This is a genomic window from Oscillibacter sp. CAG:155 (genome assembly GCA_000436875.1).
Lineage (GTDB): Bacteria > Bacillota > Clostridia > Oscillospirales > Oscillospiraceae > Oscillibacter.
This window is the reverse complement of sequence record FR890955.1, coordinates 78,716-99,586: the sequence shown is the minus strand read 5'-3', so window position 1 is coordinate 99,586 and position 20,871 is coordinate 78,716. Positions and strand designations below refer to the sequence as shown.

The following is a 20,871-nucleotide window of genomic DNA, read 5'->3' as shown; positions in this document are numbered from 1 at the left end:
ACGGGGAATCATTCTGGGGCGGATTATCACAAAGAGGCCGTATTCAATACGCCAATTCCGTATGATTTGCCCTTTTTTCCCAAATTTCTTGACAGCTCCGGCACCAGCACGTAAAATAAAACAAGTCCCGCGGCAGCCCGGTTTGCCGCCCTTACACTGAAAGATCCGAGGCCAAGATTGATGATGAAAACACCCTTTGTTACAAAAGAGCAGCTGGACGCCATTGCTGCCCAGTATCCCACCCCGTTCCACATCTATGACGAGGCCGGCATCCGGGAAAACGCCCGCCGCCTGCGGGAGGCCTTCTCCTGGAACCCCGGTTACCGGGAGTACTTTGCCGTCAAAGCTACTCCCACCCCCGCCATTTTGAAAATTCTCAAGGAAGAGGGCTGCGGCTGTGACTGCTCTTCCCTGACAGAACTGCTGATGTCGGAAAAATGCGGCATCACCGGCGAAAATATCATGTTCTCCTCCAATGACACCCCAGCAGAGGAATTCCAGCTGGCGGATAAGCTGGGCGCCATCATCAATCTGGATGATCTGACGCTGGTGGACTATCTGGAACAGTCGATTGGGCATATCCCCGAAAAGATCTGCTGCCGCTATAATCCCGGCGGTGTGTTCACTCTCAGCGAGACCCGGGAGGGGTTCCAGGTGATGGACAACCCCGGCGATGCCAAGTACGGCATGACCCGCGCCCAGATCGCCGAGGCCTTTACCCGCCTTCACGCCATGGGTGCCAAGGAGTTCGGCATTCACGCCTTCCTGGCCTCCAACACCATCTCCAACGCCTATTATCCCGCCCTGGCTCGGATTTTGTTCCAGCTGGCAGTGGAACTGCAGAAGGAGACCGGCGTGCATATCACCTTCATCAATCTCTCCGGCGGCGTAGGCATCCCCTATCAGCCGGACCAGCCTGCCAACGACATCGCTGCCATCGGCGAGGGGGTCCGTCAGGCCTACGAGGAGATCCTGGTGCCCGCCGGTATGAACGATGTTGCTCTGTACACGGAGCTGGGCCGGTTCATGCTGGGGCCCTACGGTCATCTGGTGACCCGCGCCATTCATGAAAAGCATATCTACAAGGAATACATCGGTGTGGACGCCTGCGCCTGCAACTTGATGCGCCCTGCCATGTACGGGTCCTATCACCACATCACGGTGATGGGCAAAGGGGACCAGCCCTGCGATCACAAGTATGATGTGGTGGGTGGTCTTTGTGAAAACAACGACAAATTTGCCGTAGACCGGATGCTGCCCAAAATCGACATGGGAGATCTGCTGGTGATCCATGACACCGGTGCCCACGGTTTTTCCATGGGCTACAACTACAACGGAAAGCTGCGCAGCGCCGAGCTGCTGCTCCGACAGGACGGCAGCGTGGAACTGATCCGGCGTGCGGAGACAGTGGAGGATTATTTCCGTACGCTGGTGTGGTAAGCACGCCTCTTCCTCTCAACTCAAATCTATTTTCGGCATATATGCAAGGAGACCGCCCAAACGGGCGGTCTCTTTCTCTTTGTCCAACTGTTTTTGGGCATAGTCTTACCGGGAGGGAATGATCTCGATCCAATATCCATCCGGGTCTGTAATGAAATAAATGCCCATAGCGGGATTTTCAAAGCAGATGCAGCCCATCTCTGCGTGCTTTTTGTGGGCAGCCTCATAATCGTCGGCACGCAGCGCCAGGTGGAACTCGCACTCGCCCAGATCATATTTCTGCGGATGATCCCGGAGCCATGTCAGCTCCAGACGGAAATCCGTCTTTCCATCTCCCAGATAGACAATGACAAAGCTGCCGTCATCTGCCTCTTTCCGTTCACCCACCGGTTCCAGTCCCAGGGCGTCTTTATAAAATTTCATCGACGCTTCCAGATTGACTACATTGAAATTAAAATGATTGAATGTCAGCATATCGTTCCTCCCCGCGCCTTGCGGCGCATGTTTTCTGATAAAAAAGAGCAAATTCAGTATAACATGATTTTTAAACCCCAGGCAAGCCCCCAATCCTCTTCGTATTTTGCCGCTTGGTATAGTTTCCAAAAAATAGCCGGCAAAAGAAAGCATATCCGGCGGGATTCGACACAAACTAGGCTCGCGATACCCAAGAACCCCAAGCACAAACCTACTATGATAGATGAAAAGGAGAAACCTAATATGAGCAGCAAGAACAATAACAAGATCAACGTCCCCGAGGCCCGCGCCGCCATGGATAAGTTCAAGATGGAGGCTGCCGCCGAGGTTGGTGTCAACCTGAAGGAAGGCTACAACGGCGACCTGTCCTCCCGTGAGGCCGGTTCCGTGGGCGGCCAGATGGTCAAGAAGATGATCGAGTCCTACGAGAAGTCCCTGTAACGCTCTGTCAAGCACCGCGAGGGTCCCGGCAATGCCGGGGCCCTCGTCTTGTTTGAAGGCCGTTTATCGGAGGAGGATTGACAGATTCCGTTTCCATGGTAAAATGGTGAAGCGTTTTAAAGCGCGTCGGAAGCGGCCGCTGCGGCCGTTCCAAGAGGCGCACCGAAAGCATGTCGGTACGACATCTTTCGTCGAACAATACAGGGAGGGTCTGCGTTGCAGAGAAATTTTCATCTTGATCAAATGAGAGTCATCGCCTGCGTGATGGTCATCGCCATCCACGTGTGCAATATCTATAACCGGGCGTTTCCGGATCTTTCCCATGTGGATTACACCATTGCGGCACTGGTCAACGCCATGTCCCGCATCTCCGTACCGATTTTCTTCATGATCAGCGGCGCTCTGATGGCAGGACGGACGCCTGATCTGCAAAAGAGCCTGCGCCGCTTTTTCAAGTATCTGGCCATCACCGTATTCTGGTGCGTGTTCTATTGGATCTGGGGCCGTTTCTATCTGCAAAAGAGCTACGATTTCCACGACCTTCTCACCGTTCCCACCAGCAAACACCTGTGGTATCTATACGCACTGCTGGCCATTTATCTTGCCCTGCCGCTGATTCAGACGCTGATCCGCGGCCTGTCCGACAAGATGCTGAACTACCTGTTGATTCTCTTTGGGATTTCCGTCTTTGGCGGCTATCTGCTAGATTTCATCTCCGTCCCAATCCAATACCCCATCGCACTGATCGCAGAAAACCAGTATCTGGGATTCTTCATTCTGGGCTATGTGCTCTACCACCGGGAAATCCCGATCCGGACCGGAACCTGCGGAATACTTTTCACCCTCTCCGTCCTGCTGGTCACAGTGGGGACCTGCTGGAAATCCTTTGCCCATAATGCCCATAAGGACGTCTACTTTCAATACCGCAACCCCCTGCTGGTATTGGCTGCCGCCTGCGCGTTTCTGATTTTGCTGCGGCTGCCGAAGGGTTCCATTCCCCGGGCGTGGGAGAAATTTGTCCGGCATGTAGCGGACAATTCCTTTGGCATCTACATCTTCCATGCGGTGTTTTTAAACTGTATCGACCGGGAAATCAATATGCCCGGCGTTCCGGCGTGGTTTGGGATTGTGCTGTTCATCGCCGTGATTTTTGTACTGAGTGACCTCTCGGTAACCCTGTACAAGCGGGTGGCGCGAGCTGTCCTTCCATCCCATACCCGATAATTCCTTTGATTCTGCAAAACGGGTCCCGGCTTCTGCCGGGACCCGTTTTTTATCTGCGCAATCCGTGCTCACCTGCCGGCTTGCTTCATCTTTTCCAGCTCCGAATGCACCAGATCAGCCAGCGTAAACCGATCTACATAGGCATTCACCGCCGCATATAGTCCTGTCCAGAAGTCCAGTGTCGCACAGGCATCACTCCGCTCACACCGGTTTTCATCTCCCTCCAGGCAGGCCACCGGAGCCAGATCTCCCTCTGTCAGCCGCAGGATACTGCCCACCGTGTACGTCTCCGGCTCCTTGGCCAGCCGGTATCCGCCCTGGGGCCCCCGTCCACTGAGCAGCATTCCGGCTTTGCTGAGCATCCCGGCGATCTGCTCCAGATACTTGACGGAGATTCCCTGCCGCTGTGCCGCATCCCGCAGGGCCACATAGCCCTCCTTTTGATGGATTGCCACGTCGATCATCAGCCGCAAGGCATAGCGGCCTTTGGTGGATATTTTCATCTTGCCGCCTCCTTTTTCTAAGAATATTGTGCCATAGGATGCCCGCGGATGCAAGGGGCGATTTGACATTCCCATCGGATTTTCGTACAATGAAACCAGTTTTTAGAGAGGAGTGCGAACCATGGACTATGCAAAGGAATCCCTGCGCCTGCACTACGAATGGAAGGGTAAATTGGAAATGACGCCCCGGGCCGCGGTGGACAATAAAGAGGCTTTGTCCCTGGCCTATACCCCCGGCGTGGCCCAACCCTGCCTGGAAATTCAAAAAAACGTCAGCAAAAGCTATGAGCTGACCCGCCGGTGGAACACTGTGGCGGTCGTCACCGACGGCTCTGCCGTGCTGGGGTTGGGCGACATCGGCCCTGAGGCCGGCATGCCGGTAATGGAGGGCAAATGTGTCCTCTTCAAGGCCTTCGGCGGCGTGGACGCCATTCCCCTCTGCGTTCGGAGTCAGAATGTGGACGAGATCGTCAACACTGTGGCTCTGCTGGCCGGTTCTTTCGGCGGTGTGAACCTAGAAGACATCTCCGCTCCCCGGTGCTTTGAGATCGAGGAAAAGCTCAAGGCCCGCTGCGACATTCCCATTTTCCACGATGACCAGCATGGCACTGCCGTCATCACCCTTGCCGGTCTCACCAATGCCCTAAAAGTGGTGAACAAGCGCCCGGATGAGGTCCGCATCGTCATCAACGGTGCCGGTGCCGCCGCCATCTCCATCACAAAGCTGCTGCTCTCCGCCGGATTCCGGGACATCACCCTCTGTGACCGCCGGGGTGCCATCTACGAGGGCCGGTCTGACGGGATGAACTGGATCAAGGAGGAGATCGCCCAAAAGACCAACCGCTCCAAACGCACCGGCATGCTGGCAGATATGCTGGTGGGCGCCGATGTGTTCATCGGCGTGTCCGCTCCCGGCGTGGTCACCACCGATATGGTACGTACTATGGCTAAAGACGCCATTCTTTTTGCCTGCGCCAACCCCACTCCGGAGATCTTTCCGGATGATGCCAAGGCCGGCGGTGCGGCGGTGGTTGCCACCGGCCGCAGCGACTATCCCAACCAGATCAACAACGTTCTGGCCTTCCCAGGCATCTTCCGGGGTGCGCTGGATGCCCGGGCCAGTGACATCAACGACGCCATGAAGATCGCCGCTGCCCATGCTCTGGCGGATCTGGTGGGAGACGATCTTTCGGCAGACTATATCATTCCCGCCGCCTTTGACCCCCGGGTACGGGACGCCGTGGCCTCTGCCGTGGAGCAGGCCGCCCGGAACTCTGGTGTGGCCAGGGTCTGACACAGTTCGCGCCAGCCAACGAGACAAGTACATTTCCAAAAACACCGCCGGACAGCCCGAAGATTTCGTCTGTCCGGCGGTGTTTCTCATCGCTTGCTCATGTGCAGCCGCATCAGCAGTGACCGGGTGATGGTGGCCGCCAGCATGGCGCCTACCGAAAGGGCGGCGGCAAAACCGATGGTATGGAGTAGCGTGGAGAGGAACAGGTCCGACTCCCCCGCCACACAATAGCGCATCGTGTCATAAATACCGGCCCCAGGCACCAGCGGCAACAGCGCCACCTGTAAATACCCCGTCACCGGGCAGCGGCGCAGGCGGGCCATCAGTTCCGAGAAGGCGCTGATGACCATCGCCGCCAGAAACGCTGCGCCAATATCCGTTCCCGTCAATGCAAGGGCTTCCAGATATGCCATCCAGCCCAGCGCCGCGCCGAAACCACAGATCAAAATCCCCCAGCCCTGGATGTTGAAGACCGAGCCGAAGCACACACAGGCCAGGAAAGCCCATACACAGGCCGCCCAGGTGCTGGCCGTCTGCATCCCGTCATTGTACACCTGGCCGATTACCAGCGGCAGCACCGTGCCCAGGGCGATGGCCGTGGCCACCAGGATGGCCTCCGCCGTACGATTGAGCCCGGAGATCAGATCTCCCGCCATGATCTCCCGCATGGCGTTGGTCAGTGCCATGCCGGGCACCAGCGGCATCAGTGCGCCGATAGTAGCAGCCCAGAGGCTGACGCCGATCCCCCCATGCACCAGCAGCAGCGCCGTAAACGATGCCGCTCCGGAGCTGATGACCGTGCGGAAAAAGACATTGGACCCCAGCGCTGACCGGGCAAAGCCCAATAAGCACAGGCCTTCCGCCAGACCTGCAAACGCTGCGCACAATCCGTCCCGGGCTGAACCTCCGAAAAACAAAGAGAAAAAGCAGGAGGCCAGCATATACCCCAGCAACAGCACTGCTGCAGCGGGAAACTGCCGGCGGTGGGTCTCCAATTTTTCTACCTGTTCCAGCGCCTCCTCCAGAGGCGGCACCTCCCGGCACAGCTGCCGGCACAGGTCGTTGCACTGCTCCAGCAGTTCGATATCCGTTCCGTGAGCCGGGATTCGGTACATCTGGGTGATGGGCTGGCCCTCCGGTGCGGTAACGCTCACGATCAGGCAGTTGGGAATGGCAAAGACCTGTGCCTGCGCTCCATAGGCAGAGAGCAGCCGGCTGACTGACTCCTCCACCCGGTAGATCTCCGCGCCGCTCTCCATCAGCTTGCGCCCCATGCTGGTTCCCAAATTCATAAGCTGATTATAATTCATCTCTCATGGCCGGGATTCCCCGGCCCTCCTTTTCCTGTTTGCGGCCGCACAGCGGCCCTCTGCTATTTTGGATAGCATTCCCGTTTCTGTCAATCCCCCTTCGAAAAAATCTTTTGCAGCTGTATTTTCCCTCACAGTGCAAAAAAAAGTTGAAATTCTCCGGCACTTGGTATATCATAGGATGGCATATGCAACTTACACACTATATTTTGTGTGCTAGGATGCTATCAATACAAAATCTGCTACATATGATATGTGAAAGTTTACGAGAGGTTGGGTTGGAGATCATGAAAGTCATCAAGCGAAACGGGACGGAAGTTCTTTTCGATCTCGAAAAAATCATTGCCGCCATCACGAAGGCCAATGATTCCGTGGAGGAGAACGCCCGCATGACACCGATGCAGATTCAGCGCATCGCGGAATTTGTGGAGCTGAGCTGTCTGAAAATGAATCGCTCCCCCTCGGTGGAAGAGATCCAGGACCTGGTGGAGTACCAGATCATGGCCCATGGGGCATATGAGGTGGCCAAAAATTACGTCACCTACCGCTACACCCGTTCCCTGGTCCGCCGGAGCAATACCACCGACGAGAAGATCCTCAGCCTCATCGAGTGCTGCAATGAGGAGGCCAAGCAGGAGAACTCCAACAAGAACCCCGTGGTAAACTCCACCCAGCGGGACTACATGGCCGGCGAGGTCTCCCGGGACCTGAGCGAGCGGCTGCTGCTCCCCCCGGACATCGTGGAGGCCCACAAGGAGGGCATCATCCACTTCCATGACTCCGACTACTACGCCCAGCACATGCACAACTGCGACCTGGTGAACCTGGAGGACATGCTGCAAAACGGCACTGTCATCACCGGTACCCTCATTGAGCGCCCCCACAGCTTCTCCACCGCCTGCAACATCGCCACCCAGATCATCGCGCAGGTGGCCTCCAACCAGTACGGCGGGCAGTCCATCTCCCTGGCCCATCTGGCCCCCTTTGTGGACGTGAGCCGGAAGAAGATCCGCAAGATCGTGGAGCAGGAGATGGCCACCCTGGGCATCCAGCCGTCGGAGGAGAAAATCCGGGAGCTGGTGGAGACCCGCCTGCGGGACGAGGTGCGCCGGGGCGTCCAGACCATCCAGTACCAGGTGCTGACGCTTTTGACCACCAACGGACAGGCGCCGTTTGTGACGGTGTTCATGTACCTGGGTGAGGCCAAGAACGACCAGGAGCGCAAGGACCTGGCCCTGATCATCGAGGAGACGCTGGAACAGCGCTATCAGGGCGTCAAGAATGAGGACGGCGTGTGGATCACCCCTGCCTTCCCCAAGCTCATCTACGTGCTGGAGGAGGACAACATTCACGAGGACTCCCCCTACTACTATCTGACCAAGCTGGCCGCCAAGTGTACCGCCCGGCGTATGGTGCCCGACTACATCTCCGCCAAGAAGATGAAGGAGCTCAAGGGCGACGTGTACACCTGCATGGGCTGTCGTTCCTTCCTGACGCCGGACCGGTTCACTGACGCAGGCGTCGGCAACATTGCCAATGCCGGCAACTACGAGCCCGGCAAGCACAAATACTACGGCCGGTTCAACCAGGGCGTGGTGACGATCAACCTCCCCGACGTGGCCCTTTCCTCCGGCGGAGATCTGGAGAAGTTCTGGAGTATTTTTGACGAGCGGCTGGAGCTGTGCCACCGGGCGCTGATGTGCCGCCATGAACGGCTCAAGGGAACTCTCTCCGATGTTGCCCCCATTTTGTGGCAGTATGGAGCCTGTGCTCGGCTGAAAAAGGGCGAGCCGATCGACGAGCTGCTCTACCACGGCTACTCCACCATCTCCCTGGGTTACGCAGGTCTTTATGAGTGCGTCAAGTACATGACCGGCAAGAGCCACACGGACCCCGAGGCCACGCCCTTTGCCCTTTCCATCATGCAGCACATGAACGACGCCTGCAAGAAGTGGAAAGAGGAAAGCGACATCGACTTCTCCCTCTACGGCACGCCCCTGGAGTCCACTACCTATAAGTTTGCCAAGTGCCTCCAGCGTCGCTTCGGCATCATTGAGGGCATCACCGATAAAGGCTATATCACCAACAGCTACCATGTCCACGTCACCGAGGAAATCAACGCCTTTGACAAGCTCAAGTTTGAGGCCCAGTTCCAGCACCTCTCCCCCGGCGGCGCCATCAGCTACGTGGAAGTGCCGGACATGCAGAACAATCTGGAGGCGGTGCTCCAGGTGATGAAGTTCATCTACGACAACATCATCTATGCCGAGCTCAACACCAAAAGCGATTACTGCCAGGTGTGCGGCTGGGACGGCGAGATCCAGATCGTGGAGGAAAACGGGAAGCTCATCTGGAAATGCCCCAAGTGCGGCAACACCGATCAGGACAAGATGAATGTGGCCCGGCGGACCTGCGGCTACATCGGCACGCAGTTCTGGAACCAGGGCCGCACCCAGGAGATCCGGGACCGGGTGCTGCACCTGTAAACTCCATTCGTTCCCAAAACGGCCCCCGTCCTCGCGGCGGGGGCTTTTTGACAGGAGGCCATGATGTATTACGGAGAGATCAAAAACTGTGACATCGCCAACGGAGAAGGCGTCCGGGTGACCCTCTTCGTCTCCGGCTGCACCAACCACTGCAAAAACTGCTTTCAGCCCCAGACCTGGGCATTCGACTATGGACAACCCTTCACAGAGGAGACGGAAGCACACCTTCTGGACCTGCTTTCTCCCGACTATATCAACGGGCTGACGCTGTTGGGCGGGGAACCCTTTGAGCCGGAGAACCAGCGGCGTCTGGTGCCCTTTTTGCAGCGGGTCCGGGCAGCGTATCCGGGCAAGACCATCTGGGGCTTCAGCGGCTTTACCTATGAAGAGCTGACCACCGACGGCACCCATCCCCGCTGCGAGGTGACGGACGAGATGCTCTCTCTGCTGGACGTGCTGGTGGACGGGCGGTTTGTAGAAGAGCTCAAGGACATCTCCCTCCGGTTTCGGGGCAGCTCCAACCAGCGGCTCATCGACCTGAATGCCAGCCGCCGGGCAGGTCATCTGTGCTTTTTGCCGGACCGAACCTGACCCATCCTCACACTCTCCGCGCCGCAAAACCAACAGCCGCCGTCTGATGACGGCGGCTGTTTTGGTCCGGCTGCTTGAAAATCCCTGAAATCACGGCTTCTTTTTTCCTGGAAAGCATGATATGATACAGAATCAGACAGGAGTTGATCGCATGGAACAAGAACACAAGCGCCGGGTCCGCTATTCCGGCACCCATCCCCGGAACTATCGGGAAAAATACAAGGAACTCAACCCGGAACGGTATCAGTCCGACGTGAAAAAGATTCTCGAAAGTGGAAAGACCCCTGCCGGGATGCATATTCCCATTCTGGTGGACGAGATTCTGGAATTTTTACAGATCCGCCCCGGCCAGATCGGCTATGACGCCACCCTGGGGTACGGCGGCCACACCCGTCGGATGTTGGAACAGCTCCAGGGACAGGGCCACCTCTATGCCACGGATGTGGACAGCGTGGAGTCGGAAAAGACCCGGTCCCGTCTGGCGGCACTGGGCTACGGCCCGGAGATCCTGACCATCCGCCATATGAACTTTGCCGATGTGGATCAGGTGGCCCCCGGCGTGCCATTCGACTTCGTGCTGGCAGACCTTGGCGTCTCCTCCATGCAGATCGACAATCCTGAGCGGGGCTTTACCTTCAAATACGACGGCCCACTGGACCTGCGGCTGGACCCGGCCTCCGGCGTCACCGCAGCGCAGCGCCTGCGGGAACTGGATGAGGAGGAATTGGAAGCCCTGCTGGTGGAAAATGCAGACGAACCTTACGCCGACCGCATTGCCCGGGCCGTGATGCAGGTCTACCGGCGGGGCGGCTCGGTGGAGACCACCCGCCAGCTGGCGTCTTTGATTGAAGGTGCGCTTTCCTTCCTGCCTGCCGGGGAGCGGAAAGAGGCGGTGAAAAAATCCTGTCAGCGGACCTTCCAGGCCCTGCGGATCGACGTCAACAGCGAGTTCGAAGTGCTTTACGCCTTTTTGGAAAAGCTGCCCGGCGTGCTCAAGCCCGGCGGACGGGCCGCTATTTTGACCTTCCACTCCGGAGAGGATCGGCTGGTTAAAAAGGCCTTCCGCCAGTACCAGCGTGAGGGCCTCTACCAGGAGGTCTCGGAGGATGTGATCCGGCCCTCCGCCCAGGAGTGCCACCGTAATCCCCGAGCCCGGTCCACTAAGCTGCGGTGGGCCATCCGGGCGTAAAGGAGGGAGAGACGGATGCTGCGGGATGAAACCATCCGGCGTGTGCTGCAATTCCGGGATGACCGGGACTGGCGGCAGTTCCACACCCCCAAGGACTTGGCCATTTCTCTGAATCTGGAGGCGGCGGAGCTGCTGGAGCTCTTTCAGTGGAGCGGCACGGACCTGGAGTGCCGCGACAAGCTGGGCCAAATCCGGGAGGAGCTGGCGGACGTGCTGAGCTACTGCATTTTGATGGCTGACGTCTGCGGACTGGACCTGGACGAGATCATGAATGAAAAGGTCACGAAAAACGAGGCCAAATACCCGGTGGAAAAAGCCAGGGGAAACGCCGCGAAATATACAGAGCTTTGAAAAGGCCCCTTGCCGCGTTTTGACGGCAAGGGGCCTTTTCTTTGAAACTTCCGAATTTTCCCGGATGAAGCAGACCGCTTATTTCTCGTAGGGCGGGCACTGATAGCGTTGCTTTCCCCGGCTGGCCCTGCCGTAATCAATGGCTTTCGTGGGACAGCCGCAGATGCAGGCCATGCAGTGGGTACAGCGATTGCCCCAGACCGGCTTTCCGCTTTCCAGTTTTATATTGCCCAGCGGGCAAACCTGTTCACACTTGCCGCAGGAAACACATTTTCCAGAGACCCGGAAGGGCTTTGCACGAACCTGAAAACGGTAAAAAAGGGCATTGACAATTCCAGACTTGAGATGGTCCAACGTCCCGGCATGTACCGCTGGAAAATCCCTCCCCTCCTGAATCAAGGTGCTCCCCATCTCCAATGTAGGACGGGCAGCGTCGATGATGGAACGGGCCTCCTCCGGTTTCGGTGCCTGAAACATGGCGATGTAGTTCTCCGGCATCACCACCGGCAGCGTTCCCCGGCAGCGAAAGCCCAGATCCTGGCAGAGCGCCTCGTTCCATCTGGCCGCGTTTCCGATGTCATCACCGCAGGTCATCACAAAATAAGCGTCCCGGCTGCCGGAAAAGCGGCCGGCACGGAGGAAGTTCTCAAAGAGACGGGGCAGCCGCCAGCTGTAGGTCGGCGTGACAAAGACCCAGGGCCTTTCGGAGGTAAGCTCCGCCGCCACACCGTTGCGAATGAATTCAAACGCGTCCATATAGGAATCCCGCAGCTGATCCGCCAGCAGCCTTGCGCAGTAGCGGCTGTTCCCGGTGCCGCTGAAATACACGATCATTGCTTCTTCCCTCTTTTCAGAATCATACTTTTCTCCAACCCCTCAGAAAAGATCTGATCGGTCGGGGGATGGCCCTTCCATTAGAAAGATCTCCGCCAAGGGCCTTTTTAGTATACCAGATTTTCAGCTCCATTCAAACGGAAAATGGCCGGGCAAATCGCGTTTACTGAATTTGAAACCGGGACAGACCGCTGTTCGGTCCGCCCCGGTTTTGCTCAGGCCGGCTCTTCCGCAAAATTTCCGGTGTAGAGCTGGTAGTATTTTCCTTTTTTAGCAATCAATTCATCATGGGTGCCCCGCTCAATGATGCGGCCCTGCTCCATGACCATGATACAGTCGGCGTTGCGCACTGTGGACAGGCGGTGGGCAATGACAAACGTCGTCCGCCCTGTCATCAGCGCATCCATGCCATCCTGCACCAATTTTTCCGTACGGGTATCGATGGAGGACGTGGCCTCGTCCGATGGAGGGCGTGCCCTCGTCCGGAATCGGCCCCGCCGGGTCCGCCACTGCCGCCCGGGCAATGGCCAGCAGCTGGCGCTGGCCCTGACTGAGGTTGGCACCGTCGCCGGTGAGCATGGTCTGATAGCCGTCCGGCAGCCGGCGGATAAATCCGTCCGCGTTGGCCAGTTCAGCTGCCGCCATACACTCTTCATCGCTGGCATCCAGGTTTCCGTAGCGGATATTCTCCATTACCGTGCCGGTGAACAGGTGGGTGTCCTGGAGGACAATGCCCAAGGAGCGGCGCAGGTCCGGCTTTTTGATCTTGTTGATGTTGATTCCGTCGTAGCGGATCTTGCCGTCGGCAATATCGTAAAAACGGTTAATCAGATTGGTGATCGTGGTCTTGCCGGCACCGGTGGCGCCCACGAAGGCGATCTTCTGGCCCGGCTTTGCCCAAAGGCTGATATTGTGCAGCACCAGTTTGTTCTCGTCGTAGCCAAAGTCCACGTTGTCAAACACCACGCCGCCCTCCAACCTGGTATAGGCAGCGGTTCCATCCGCCTGATGCGGGTCCTTCCAGGCCCACACATTGGTCCGCTCTGCGGTCTCTTCCAGCTGACCCTCCCGGTTTTCACGGGCACTGACCAGTTCCACGTAGCCCTCGTCGGCCTCCGGTGTCTGGTCCATCAGGTCAAAGACCCGCTGGGCGCCGGCTGCTGCGGTGACCACAAAGTTCACCTGCATGCTGACCTGGGTAATGGGGTTGGTAAAACTTTTGTTCAGGCTTACAAAGGTAATCACCGTGCCGAGGGTCACACCGGCCAGGCCGTTGATCCCCAAAATTGCGCCGATGATGGCCACCAGGGCATAGCTCAGCCAGCCGATATTGGAGTTGATGGGCATGAGGAGGTTTGCGTAGCGGTTCGCCATGTTGGCACTGTCCCGCAGCGCGTCGTTGACCTTGCGGAAGTCGGCTTTGGCAGCTTCCTCGTGGCAGAACACCTTGACTACCTTCTGCCCGTCCAGCATCTCCTCGATGAAGCCGTCCACAATGCCCAAGTCCCGCTGCTGACGGACATAGTATTTGCCGGAGAGCTTGGAGAAGTTCTTCGTGACCACCAGCATCACCGCAGCTGTCAGCAGGGAGATGACGGTCAGCGTAGGATTGAGCAATATCATGGTCACCAGTGTGGCCACCATGGTAATGACAGAGTTGATGATCTGGGGAATGCTCTGGCTGAGCAGCTGCCGCAGTGTATCTATGTCGTTGGTATATACGGACATGATGTCGCCGTGGGCATGGGTATCGAAGTATTTGATGGGCAGGGACTCCATTTTGGCAAACAGCTCATTGCGCAGGCGGCGCATGGTTCCCTGGCTGACACTGACCATGATACGGTTATAGGAAAATGCCGCCACCACGCCAATGCCCATGATGCAGGCCAGCCGGATCAGATCATGTGCCAGCCCGCTGAAATCCCGGGAACCGGTCTCCAGCATGGGCGTGATATAGCTGTCCACCAGCGTCTGCGGGAATGTGGCGCCTGTTACGGTGGCGATTGCCGTAATGATGATGCACAGCACCACCAGTGTAAACGGGACTTTATAGTAATGCAGCATATAGCGCAGGACCCGGTTGAGTACCGCCGTTGCTGCGGGTTTCGATGTTTTTTGCTGATTCATATGCGTTCCTCCTCTTACGCCGGCTGATCGAAATCGCCGCCGCCCTTTACCTGGGATTCATAGATCTCCTGATAAATGGCGTTGTTTTTGAGCAGGTTCTCATGACTGTCGAAGGCGTTGATGCGGCCGTTGTCCAGCACCAGAATCCGATCGGCTCCCTCCACGCTGGAGATCCGCTGCGCAATGATGATCTTCGTGGTACCGGGGATTTTCTGGGCAAAAGCGGCCCGGATTTTTGCATCAGTCGCGGTGTCCACCGCGCTGGTGGAATCGTCCAGGATCAGCACCTTGGGCCGCTTCAAAAGGGCCCGGGCAATACAAAGCCGCTGCTTCTGACCACCGGAGACATTGGCACCGCCCCGCTCAATCCGGGTGTTGTAACCGTCCGGCAGGCGGTCGATGAACTCATCGGCACAGGCTGCCTTGCAGGCCTCGATGCACTCCTCGTCGCTGGCATCCGGATTGCCCCAGCGCAGGTTTTCCAGAATGGTGCCGGAGAACAGGGTGTTTTTCTGCAGCACCACAGATACTTGGTTGCGCAGTGTCTCCATGTCGTATTTCCGGACGTCCACGCCGCCCACACACACGGAGCCCTCGTCCACGTCGTAGAGACGGCAGATCAGGTTGACCAAGCTGCTCTTACCGGAACCGGTTCCGCCGATCACGCCGATGGTCTCGCCCGAGCGGATATGAAGGTCGATATCGGACAGGGCGTTTTTCCCGCTGCCGTGCTTATAGGAAAAACTGACATGGTTGAAGTCGATGCTGCCGTCGGCCACCTCGGTGACAGGCTGCTGCGGATTGTGGAGGTCCGGCGTCTCCGTCAGGACCTCGCTGATCCGGCGGATACTGGCCATGGACATGGAGATCATCACCACCACCATAGAGAGCATCATCAAGCTCATCAGCAGCGACATGATGTAGCTGAAGAGACTGGTGAGATCACCGGTGCTCAGGCTGCCGCCCACAATGTACTGTGCACCGAACCAGGACACGGAGATGATACAGAAGTAAACCGCCAGCATCATGGCCGGATTGTTGAACGCCAGCAGGCCCTCTGCCTTCACAAAGAGGCGGTAGAGGTTCTGGGACGCCTTGGAGAATTTTTCATTTTCGTGGTCTTCCCGGACAAAGGCCTTTACCACCCGGATGGCGGAGATATTTTCCTGTACGCTGGCGTTCAGGTCATCGTATTTTCGGAATACCTGGTTGAAAACTTTCAGCGTCACCACCATGATGGTTCCAATCACCACAGCCAGAAATACCACGGCGATCAAAAACATGGCGCTGAGGCGGGGGCTGATGATCAGGCACATGGCATAACTGAAGATCAGCATCAGCGGCGAACGGACCGCCACACGGATTACCATCATGAATGCGTTCTGGACATTGGTGATGTCGGTGGTCATCCGGGTCACCAGACCGGGAACGCTGAATTTATCAATATTGGAAAAGGAGAACGTCTGGATGGTATTGTAGATCTCCTCCCGCAGATTGGCCGACAGGCCTGAGGATGCGCTGGCAGCAAATTTGCCCGCCAATGTGCCAAAAACCAGGCTGAAAAACGCCATGACCACCATCAGCGCTCCATAGCGATACACTGCGGGCATGCTGCCCATCTCCAGGCCCTCGTCAATGATCCGCGCCGTTACAAAGGGCAGCAGGATCTCCATGACGACCTCCAGGGCAGTCAATCCCACGCAGGAAAGCGCATCCCGCTTATACTGTTTTAACTGTTGTAGGACTTTCTTCACAATGTTCACTCCTCTTGGCTCTTTGATCACCAGTATGTTCTGACAGGTTCTGCATCATTTTCTTTTGCAGCCGGTCCAGTTCCTGCAGTTCTTCATCCGAAAAACCCTGGTAAGCCTGATCGCAGGCCGAACTGACAGCATTCTGCAGAAAATTTTCAACCTGCGCGCCCTTGTCGGTCCCAAACAGCAGCTTGCGCCGTTCATCGCCCACACAAGGTACGGCCCGCACATAGCCGTTTTGCCGCAGGTATTTGAGAATCCGGCATAAGGCCGCCTTGGAAAACCCAAATTCATTGTGAATCTCCGTCAGAGAGGTTCCCTCTCCGGAATGGCCCAAAATAAAAAAAAGCATATTCGCCTGAGCCGCCGTCAGCCCCTTCTGTGCCACCAGCTGATCCGCCAGCAGCTCCATCTGGATGCTGATGCGCCGGTTCTGCAGCACCAGCGTTTTCCGCTCCACATTCACGTTCCCGTCACCTCTTCTCCTGCAATCGTTCGTGTGAGAACTGTTTTGCACCTTACCGTTTATAGCACAACAAACCTTGTTTGTGAAATTCAAATATGTTATTATTTATAAAAAACTTTTATCATTATTTCTGATTCTACATCTGCATGATCCTGGGAGGGATTTTCCTTTGAACACGACGCAACTGGAATGTTTTCTGCAAGTGGCCAACTTTTTAAACTTCTCCCGCGCCGCCGAACAGCTGCGCATCACACAGCCTGCCGTCAGCCATCAGATCAGCTCACTGGAGGATGAACTGGGGACAAAGCTGTTTTTCCGAACCAGCAAAAGCGTCCGCCTGACCCAGGCGGGGCACCTGTTCACCCAGTACGCCAATGAGATTTTAAAACTGTCCGGTCTCTCCAAGGCGCGCCTGAAGGAATGTCAGGCGACCCTTCCCCTGCGCTTCGGCATCGGCTGCCGGAATTTTATGGAATTGCGCCTCCTGCGCCCGGTACTGGCCCAGCTTCACCAGGAACAACCACGGCTGCTCCCCGTCCTGCGGCTGCTGCCGTACGCCTCTTTGGAGAATCTGCTGGCAGAGGACGACGTGCAGGTTCTGCTCTCCCTGCAGGAGTCCGCCCCGCCAAAAGCAGTTTACCGGGAATTGATCCGCTGCCCACTGGTCTGCATTTGCAGTGAGACCCACCCTCTGGCCGTCTATGACCAGCTCACCATTGAGCAGGTGAAAAATGGCGGGCGGATCGCAACCTGCCCCCCGCCTATCTATCCGCCTGCGCTGTTCTCGGTTCAAAATCAGGTGGTGGCCGAGCGCAATCCGGATCAAATGCTCTTCTGCGATAATCTGGAGATCGTTCACACCCTGGTAGAGGCCGGCTACGCCTTTGCCATCATGCCGGACCTGCGGCCCGCACGGATTCCTGGTCTGCGCTATATTCCCATTCCTGCCTTCTCTCCCATCTCCTTCGGCGCCGTTTACCACTCCGGCGGCCTCACACCCACACTGCGGCTGTTTTTGTCCGCATTGGGAACCCTCCTGCAAAATTCTTCTTCCCCGCTCCTTCCCTCTGCGCAGGCATAACTCCACCAAAATTCACCCAGCTCCTCTCCCCATTGAGAAAAAAGCCTCTGTTGCACCGGTCCGCCCCCCGGCGCTGCACCCAGAAGCATGGAAAGCCGGCCCACTGAGGCCAGCTTTCCATGCTTGCTGCTAAATTTGCAGAAAATTATGTCAGTTTTTTATTTTGTTGTGATAACAACGGAATAACCGGTTCAAACTCTGTATAGTAAACCCATCGAGCGTAATCCCACCGGGCGGGCTTTTGAAGCCTCACCGCCCAGAACCAACACAGGAGGAATCAAATATGGAGCGCAAAATGTTTTGCTATCAGTGCCAGGAGACTGCCGGCTGCACCGGCTGCACGCTTTCCGGCGTGTGCGGAAAGAAACCCGATGTGGCAGCCATGCAGGATCTGCTGGTCTATGTGACAAAGGGACTCTCCGCCGTGACAACCGCCCTGCGGGCGCAGGATGCAAAGGTCCCCGTGGAAGTCAACCGCCTCGTCACTTTGAACCTTTTCACCACCATCACCAATGCCAACTTTGATAAGGATGCCATTCAAGCCCGTATCCGTATGACGCTGGATGAAACACAGGCCCTGCTGCCCCAGGTGCAGGATGTGGAGGCGCTGCCTGCGGCCGCCCGCTGGGATGGCAGTGAGAACTGGGAGGCCAAAGCCGCACAGGTGGGCGTACTTGCCACCGAGGATGAGGACATCCGCTCCCTCCGGGAACTGATCACCTACGGTCTCAAGGGCCTCTCCGCCTACTCCAAACACGCCAACGCCCTGCTTCAGGATGACGAGGCAGTGGACGCGTTCCTTCAGCGTGCGCTGGCCGCTACCCTGGATGATTCTCTCACCGTGGATGATCTGGTCGCTTTGACCATGGAAACAGGAAAATACGGCGTAGAGGGCATGGCGCTGCTGGACAAGGCCAACACCTCTGCCTACGGCAACCCTGAGATCACCAAGGTGAACATCGGCGTTGGAAAGAATCCTGGCATCCTGGTCTCCGGTCACGATCTGCGGGACCTGGAGATGCTTCTGGAGCAGACCCAGGGCACCGGTGTGGACGTGTACACCCACTCCGAGATGCTCCCCGCCCACTACTACCCCGCCTTCAAGAAGTATCCCAACTTCGTGGGCAACTACGGCAACGCCTGGTGGAAGCAGAAGGAGGAGTTTGAGTCCTTCAACGGTCCCATCCTGATGACCACCAACTGCATCGTTCCTCCCAAGGACAGCTACAAGAACCGGCTTTACACCACTGGCGCCGCTGGTTACCCCGGCTGCAAGCACATTCCCGGCGGCATCGGAGAGGAGAAGGATTTCTCCGCACTCATTGCCCAGGCCAAGACCTGCCCCCCGCCCCAGGAGATCGAGCGGGGTGAGATCACCGGCGGCTTTGCCCATGCCCAGGTGCTGGCGCTGGCGGACAAAATCGTGGAAGCTGTGAAGTCCGGCGCCATTCGGAAATTCGTGGTGATGGCAGGCTGTGACGGCCGGGCCAAGAGCCGGGAGTACTACACCGAGTTTGCAAAGGCCCTGCCCAAGGACGCAGTGATCCTCACCGCCGGCTGTGCCAAGTATAAGTACAATAAGCTGGATCTGGGCGACATCGGCGGCATTCCCCGCGTACTGGATGCCGGACAGTGCAACGACTCCTACTCGCTGGCGGTGATCGCCCTGAAGCTCAAGGAGGTCTTCGGCCTGTCGGACATCAACGACCTGCCCATTGTCTACAACATCGCCTGGTACGAGCAGAAGGCCGTGATCGTACTGCTGGCCCTGCTGTATCTGGGCGTGAAGAACATCCATCTGGGTCCCACCCTGCCCGCCTTCCTCAGCCCTAATGTGGCCAAGGTGCTGGTAGATAACTTCGGCATTGCAGGTATTGGCACGGTGGAAGACGACCTGGCACTCTTTTTCGGAGATTCCGCTTCCAACTGACAGTTTTCTGTAAAATGCAAAAAAGGACAGGACACTTTGTGTCCTGTCCTTTTTCGTGTTTTATCAGCCGTCAGTCTTTTCCACCGACACTGCCACCGGTGCCGGATCTTCCTGATCCAGTACACCGACATAAATCACCTTCACGCTGTCACCCTCTGCCAGACTCTTCTGGTCCACGCCCTCACCGAAGTCAAAAATGTGATAATTTCCGTCGCTGTCCAGCAGCACCAGATAGTCGTCCAGGCGGTTGATGACACCCTCAATGGTCTCCTCGTCAACGGGCTCCTGGAACTCTTCCGTGCCCTGGGACTCATCCGTGTTCTGGGATTCCTCCATGGTCTGGGAATCGTCCACATTCTTGTTGGTGTCCTCCGTGTTCTTGCCGCAGGCTGCCAGTGACAGCAGCAGGCATGCGGTCAGCAGAAGCATAACGATCTTTTTCATACCATTCATCCTTTCAAATTTTCATGTTGTTGCAAACGGCTTTTCCCATGGCCCCTTCCGGGCCGTTTTGCCGATGTTCTCTCCACATCCTCTGCCGTAATGGAACGCACGTCACTTCCTCCTCCTTGCCCGGCAGTGGCCATGATTGTATCAGCACCCGCACCTGCAATAAACAACAATTTGGAAACAAATATTTTCGGAAAATGACAAAAGCAAAAAATACTGCCATAGATTTCCAACAAATAGAACGCTTTTGCTGGCACCCGGGCCCACAGAAATCCCCGCGGCTGGGGCATCTGCGGACGCTGCGTCCCTGAGTTGCAGGATGATCTACCAACAAGCTGCCATGCACAAACGAATGGTGCTTTCGGAAAGTTCAGAAAAAATTCACGGAAGACCGGGAAATGTATGATAGAATGCCGCCCATATCGCATATGCGCTCCCGTCTGCGGGGCACCAACTCAGCAGCGCACTTTCCTCCCTCTGATGAAAAATGAAAGGATTTGGAGGCAACGCAATGATCAAGGAAATCGAAATTCAAGGCTGTGTACAGGTCCAGCCGAATATTACGGCAGAAGACTTCTGGGACGCATTCATCCCATTTCTGGAGGAACGGGGATGGCATTTCGGAGGCGGACTGTCTACCATCGTGGATGGATACTACCTCAATGAAGACGGCACCAGAGGCCCCCATGTTCTGGACGGACCGCCGCCCATTCAGTGATCTCCCCCGTTCAGCTGGTATTTTGACAGCACTCATATTCTCATGCAACCGTTCTTGGACAAAATCCGGCGGGACACTCCGGCTGGCTGCCGACAGCAAGAAGGCCCGCGGCAAAATGCCGCGGGCCATTGAGATCTGCAAACCGACTTAAAATGCCATCTGTTCCTGTGGAATCCTGTCCTGCTCCGTAACCGGGCGGATGGGCCGG

18 protein-coding genes and 1 pseudogene are annotated in these 20,871 nt (G+C 56.9%); 11 read left to right on the top strand and 8 right to left on the bottom strand.

Translation table 11 applies throughout. The features are described from left to right. Positions 1–183: 183 nt before the first annotated feature. Positions 184–1,440, top strand: a complete 1,257-nt coding sequence (locus QZL67_RS10510; protein WP_366914425.1) for a diaminopimelate decarboxylase — start codon at positions 184–186, stop codon at positions 1,438–1,440. Between the two features lie 105 nt (positions 1,441–1,545). On the opposite strand, the gene QZL67_RS10505 is transcribed toward QZL67_RS10510, so the two are convergent. Next, positions 1,546–1,914, bottom strand: a complete 369-nt coding sequence (locus QZL67_RS10505; protein ID WP_022290676.1) for a VOC family protein — start codon at positions 1,912–1,914, stop codon at positions 1,546–1,548. 243 nt (positions 1,915–2,157) lie between these two features. On the opposite strand from QZL67_RS10505, the gene QZL67_RS10500 reads away from it, so the two are divergent. Continuing rightward, the gene (locus QZL67_RS10500) at positions 2,158–2,355 is read left to right on the top strand and encodes an alpha/beta-type small acid-soluble spore protein (protein ID WP_022290675.1); all 198 of its coding nucleotides are present in this window, start codon (positions 2,158–2,160) and stop codon (positions 2,353–2,355) included. Positions 2,356–2,571: 216 nt separating this feature from the next. After that, positions 2,572–3,579 (top strand): acyltransferase, encoded by a 1,008-nt coding sequence (locus QZL67_RS10495; protein ID WP_022290674.1) that lies wholly within the window; start codon positions 2,572–2,574, stop codon positions 3,577–3,579. 68 nt (positions 3,580–3,647) lie between these two features. Here QZL67_RS10495 and QZL67_RS10490 read toward each other — a convergent pair whose 3' ends face one another. Continuing rightward, a complete protein-coding gene (locus QZL67_RS10490) occupies positions 3,648–4,082 on the bottom strand; it encodes an Rrf2 family transcriptional regulator (protein ID WP_022290673.1) in 435 nt (144 codons plus the stop codon). A 121-nt stretch (positions 4,083–4,203) separates the two neighbouring features. On the opposite strand from QZL67_RS10490, the gene QZL67_RS10485 reads away from it, so the two are divergent. Beyond that, complete coding sequence (locus QZL67_RS10485; protein WP_022290672.1) at positions 4,204–5,376, top strand: NADP-dependent malic enzyme; 1,173 nt, start codon at positions 4,204–4,206, stop codon at positions 5,374–5,376. 86 nt (positions 5,377–5,462) lie between these two features. Here QZL67_RS10485 and QZL67_RS10480 read toward each other — a convergent pair whose 3' ends face one another. Next, positions 5,463–6,650, bottom strand: a complete 1,188-nt coding sequence (locus QZL67_RS10480) for a threonine/serine exporter ThrE family protein (RefSeq protein ID WP_022290671.1) — start codon at positions 6,648–6,650, stop codon at positions 5,463–5,465. Positions 6,651–6,973: 323 nt separating this feature from the next. Here QZL67_RS10480 and nrdD point away from each other — a divergent pair, with 323 nt between their 5' ends. The 4 genes from nrdD to QZL67_RS10460 all read left to right on the top strand — a co-directional run bounded on the left by nrdD (position 6,974) and on the right by QZL67_RS10460 (position 11,303). Further along, a complete protein-coding gene (gene nrdD, locus QZL67_RS10475; RefSeq protein ID WP_292920301.1) occupies positions 6,974–9,172 on the top strand; it encodes an anaerobic ribonucleoside-triphosphate reductase in 2,199 nt (732 codons plus the stop codon). A gap of 63 nt (positions 9,173–9,235) precedes the next feature. Then, positions 9,236–9,763 (top strand): anaerobic ribonucleoside-triphosphate reductase activating protein, encoded by a 528-nt coding sequence (nrdG, locus tag QZL67_RS10470; protein WP_022290669.1) that lies wholly within the window; start codon positions 9,236–9,238, stop codon positions 9,761–9,763. A gap of 151 nt (positions 9,764–9,914) precedes the next feature. Then, positions 9,915–10,952, top strand: a complete 1,038-nt coding sequence (rsmH, locus tag QZL67_RS10465) for a 16S rRNA (cytosine(1402)-N(4))-methyltransferase RsmH (RefSeq protein ID WP_022290668.1) — start codon at positions 9,915–9,917, stop codon at positions 10,950–10,952. Positions 10,953–10,967: 15 nt separating this feature from the next. Continuing rightward, a complete protein-coding gene (locus QZL67_RS10460) occupies positions 10,968–11,303 on the top strand; it encodes a nucleotide pyrophosphohydrolase (RefSeq protein ID WP_022290667.1) in 336 nt (111 codons plus the stop codon). A gap of 78 nt (positions 11,304–11,381) precedes the next feature. Here the strand turns inward: QZL67_RS10460 and QZL67_RS10455 are convergent, their stop codons facing one another. From QZL67_RS10455 to QZL67_RS10440, 4 genes and pseudogenes are all read right to left on the bottom strand, one after another. Beyond that, positions 11,382–12,137, bottom strand: a complete 756-nt coding sequence (locus tag QZL67_RS10455; RefSeq protein ID WP_022290666.1) for an EFR1 family ferrodoxin — start codon at positions 12,135–12,137, stop codon at positions 11,382–11,384. 215 nt (positions 12,138–12,352) lie between these two features. Beyond that, positions 12,353–14,264, bottom strand: a pseudogene (locus QZL67_RS10450) (ABC transporter ATP-binding protein). Positions 14,265–14,278: 14 nt separating this feature from the next. Beyond that, entirely contained in the window at positions 14,279–16,018 is a 1,740-nt protein-coding gene (locus tag QZL67_RS10445; RefSeq protein WP_022290664.1) for an ABC transporter ATP-binding protein, read from the bottom strand. Beyond that, positions 15,984–16,484: a MarR family winged helix-turn-helix transcriptional regulator gene (locus QZL67_RS10440; protein WP_022290663.1), complete on the bottom strand. Its 501-nt coding sequence runs from the start codon at positions 16,482–16,484 to the stop codon at positions 15,984–15,986. Before QZL67_RS10440 ends, QZL67_RS10445 begins: the two co-directional genes overlap by 35 nt. Before the next feature lie 169 nt (positions 16,485–16,653). Here QZL67_RS10440 and QZL67_RS10435 point away from each other — a divergent pair, with 169 nt between their 5' ends. Then, complete coding sequence (locus QZL67_RS10435) at positions 16,654–17,565, top strand: LysR family transcriptional regulator (RefSeq protein ID WP_022290662.1); 912 nt, start codon at positions 16,654–16,656, stop codon at positions 17,563–17,565. 283 nt (positions 17,566–17,848) lie between these two features. After that, positions 17,849–19,495: a hydroxylamine reductase gene (hcp, locus tag QZL67_RS10430; RefSeq protein ID WP_022290661.1), complete on the top strand. Its 1,647-nt coding sequence runs from the start codon at positions 17,849–17,851 to the stop codon at positions 19,493–19,495. A 63-nt stretch (positions 19,496–19,558) separates the two neighbouring features. Here the strand turns inward: hcp and QZL67_RS10425 are convergent, their stop codons facing one another. Next, positions 19,559–19,939 carry a hypothetical protein gene (locus tag QZL67_RS10425; protein WP_022290660.1) on the bottom strand — a complete coding sequence of 127 codons (381 nt, stop codon included), beginning with the start codon at positions 19,937–19,939 and terminating at the stop codon, positions 19,559–19,561. A gap of 517 nt (positions 19,940–20,456) precedes the next feature. Between QZL67_RS10425 and QZL67_RS10420 the strand changes: the two genes are divergently transcribed. Beyond that, positions 20,457–20,663, top strand: a complete 207-nt coding sequence (locus QZL67_RS10420) for a hypothetical protein (RefSeq protein WP_022290659.1) — start codon at positions 20,457–20,459, stop codon at positions 20,661–20,663. Positions 20,664–20,871: the final 208 nt, after the last annotated feature.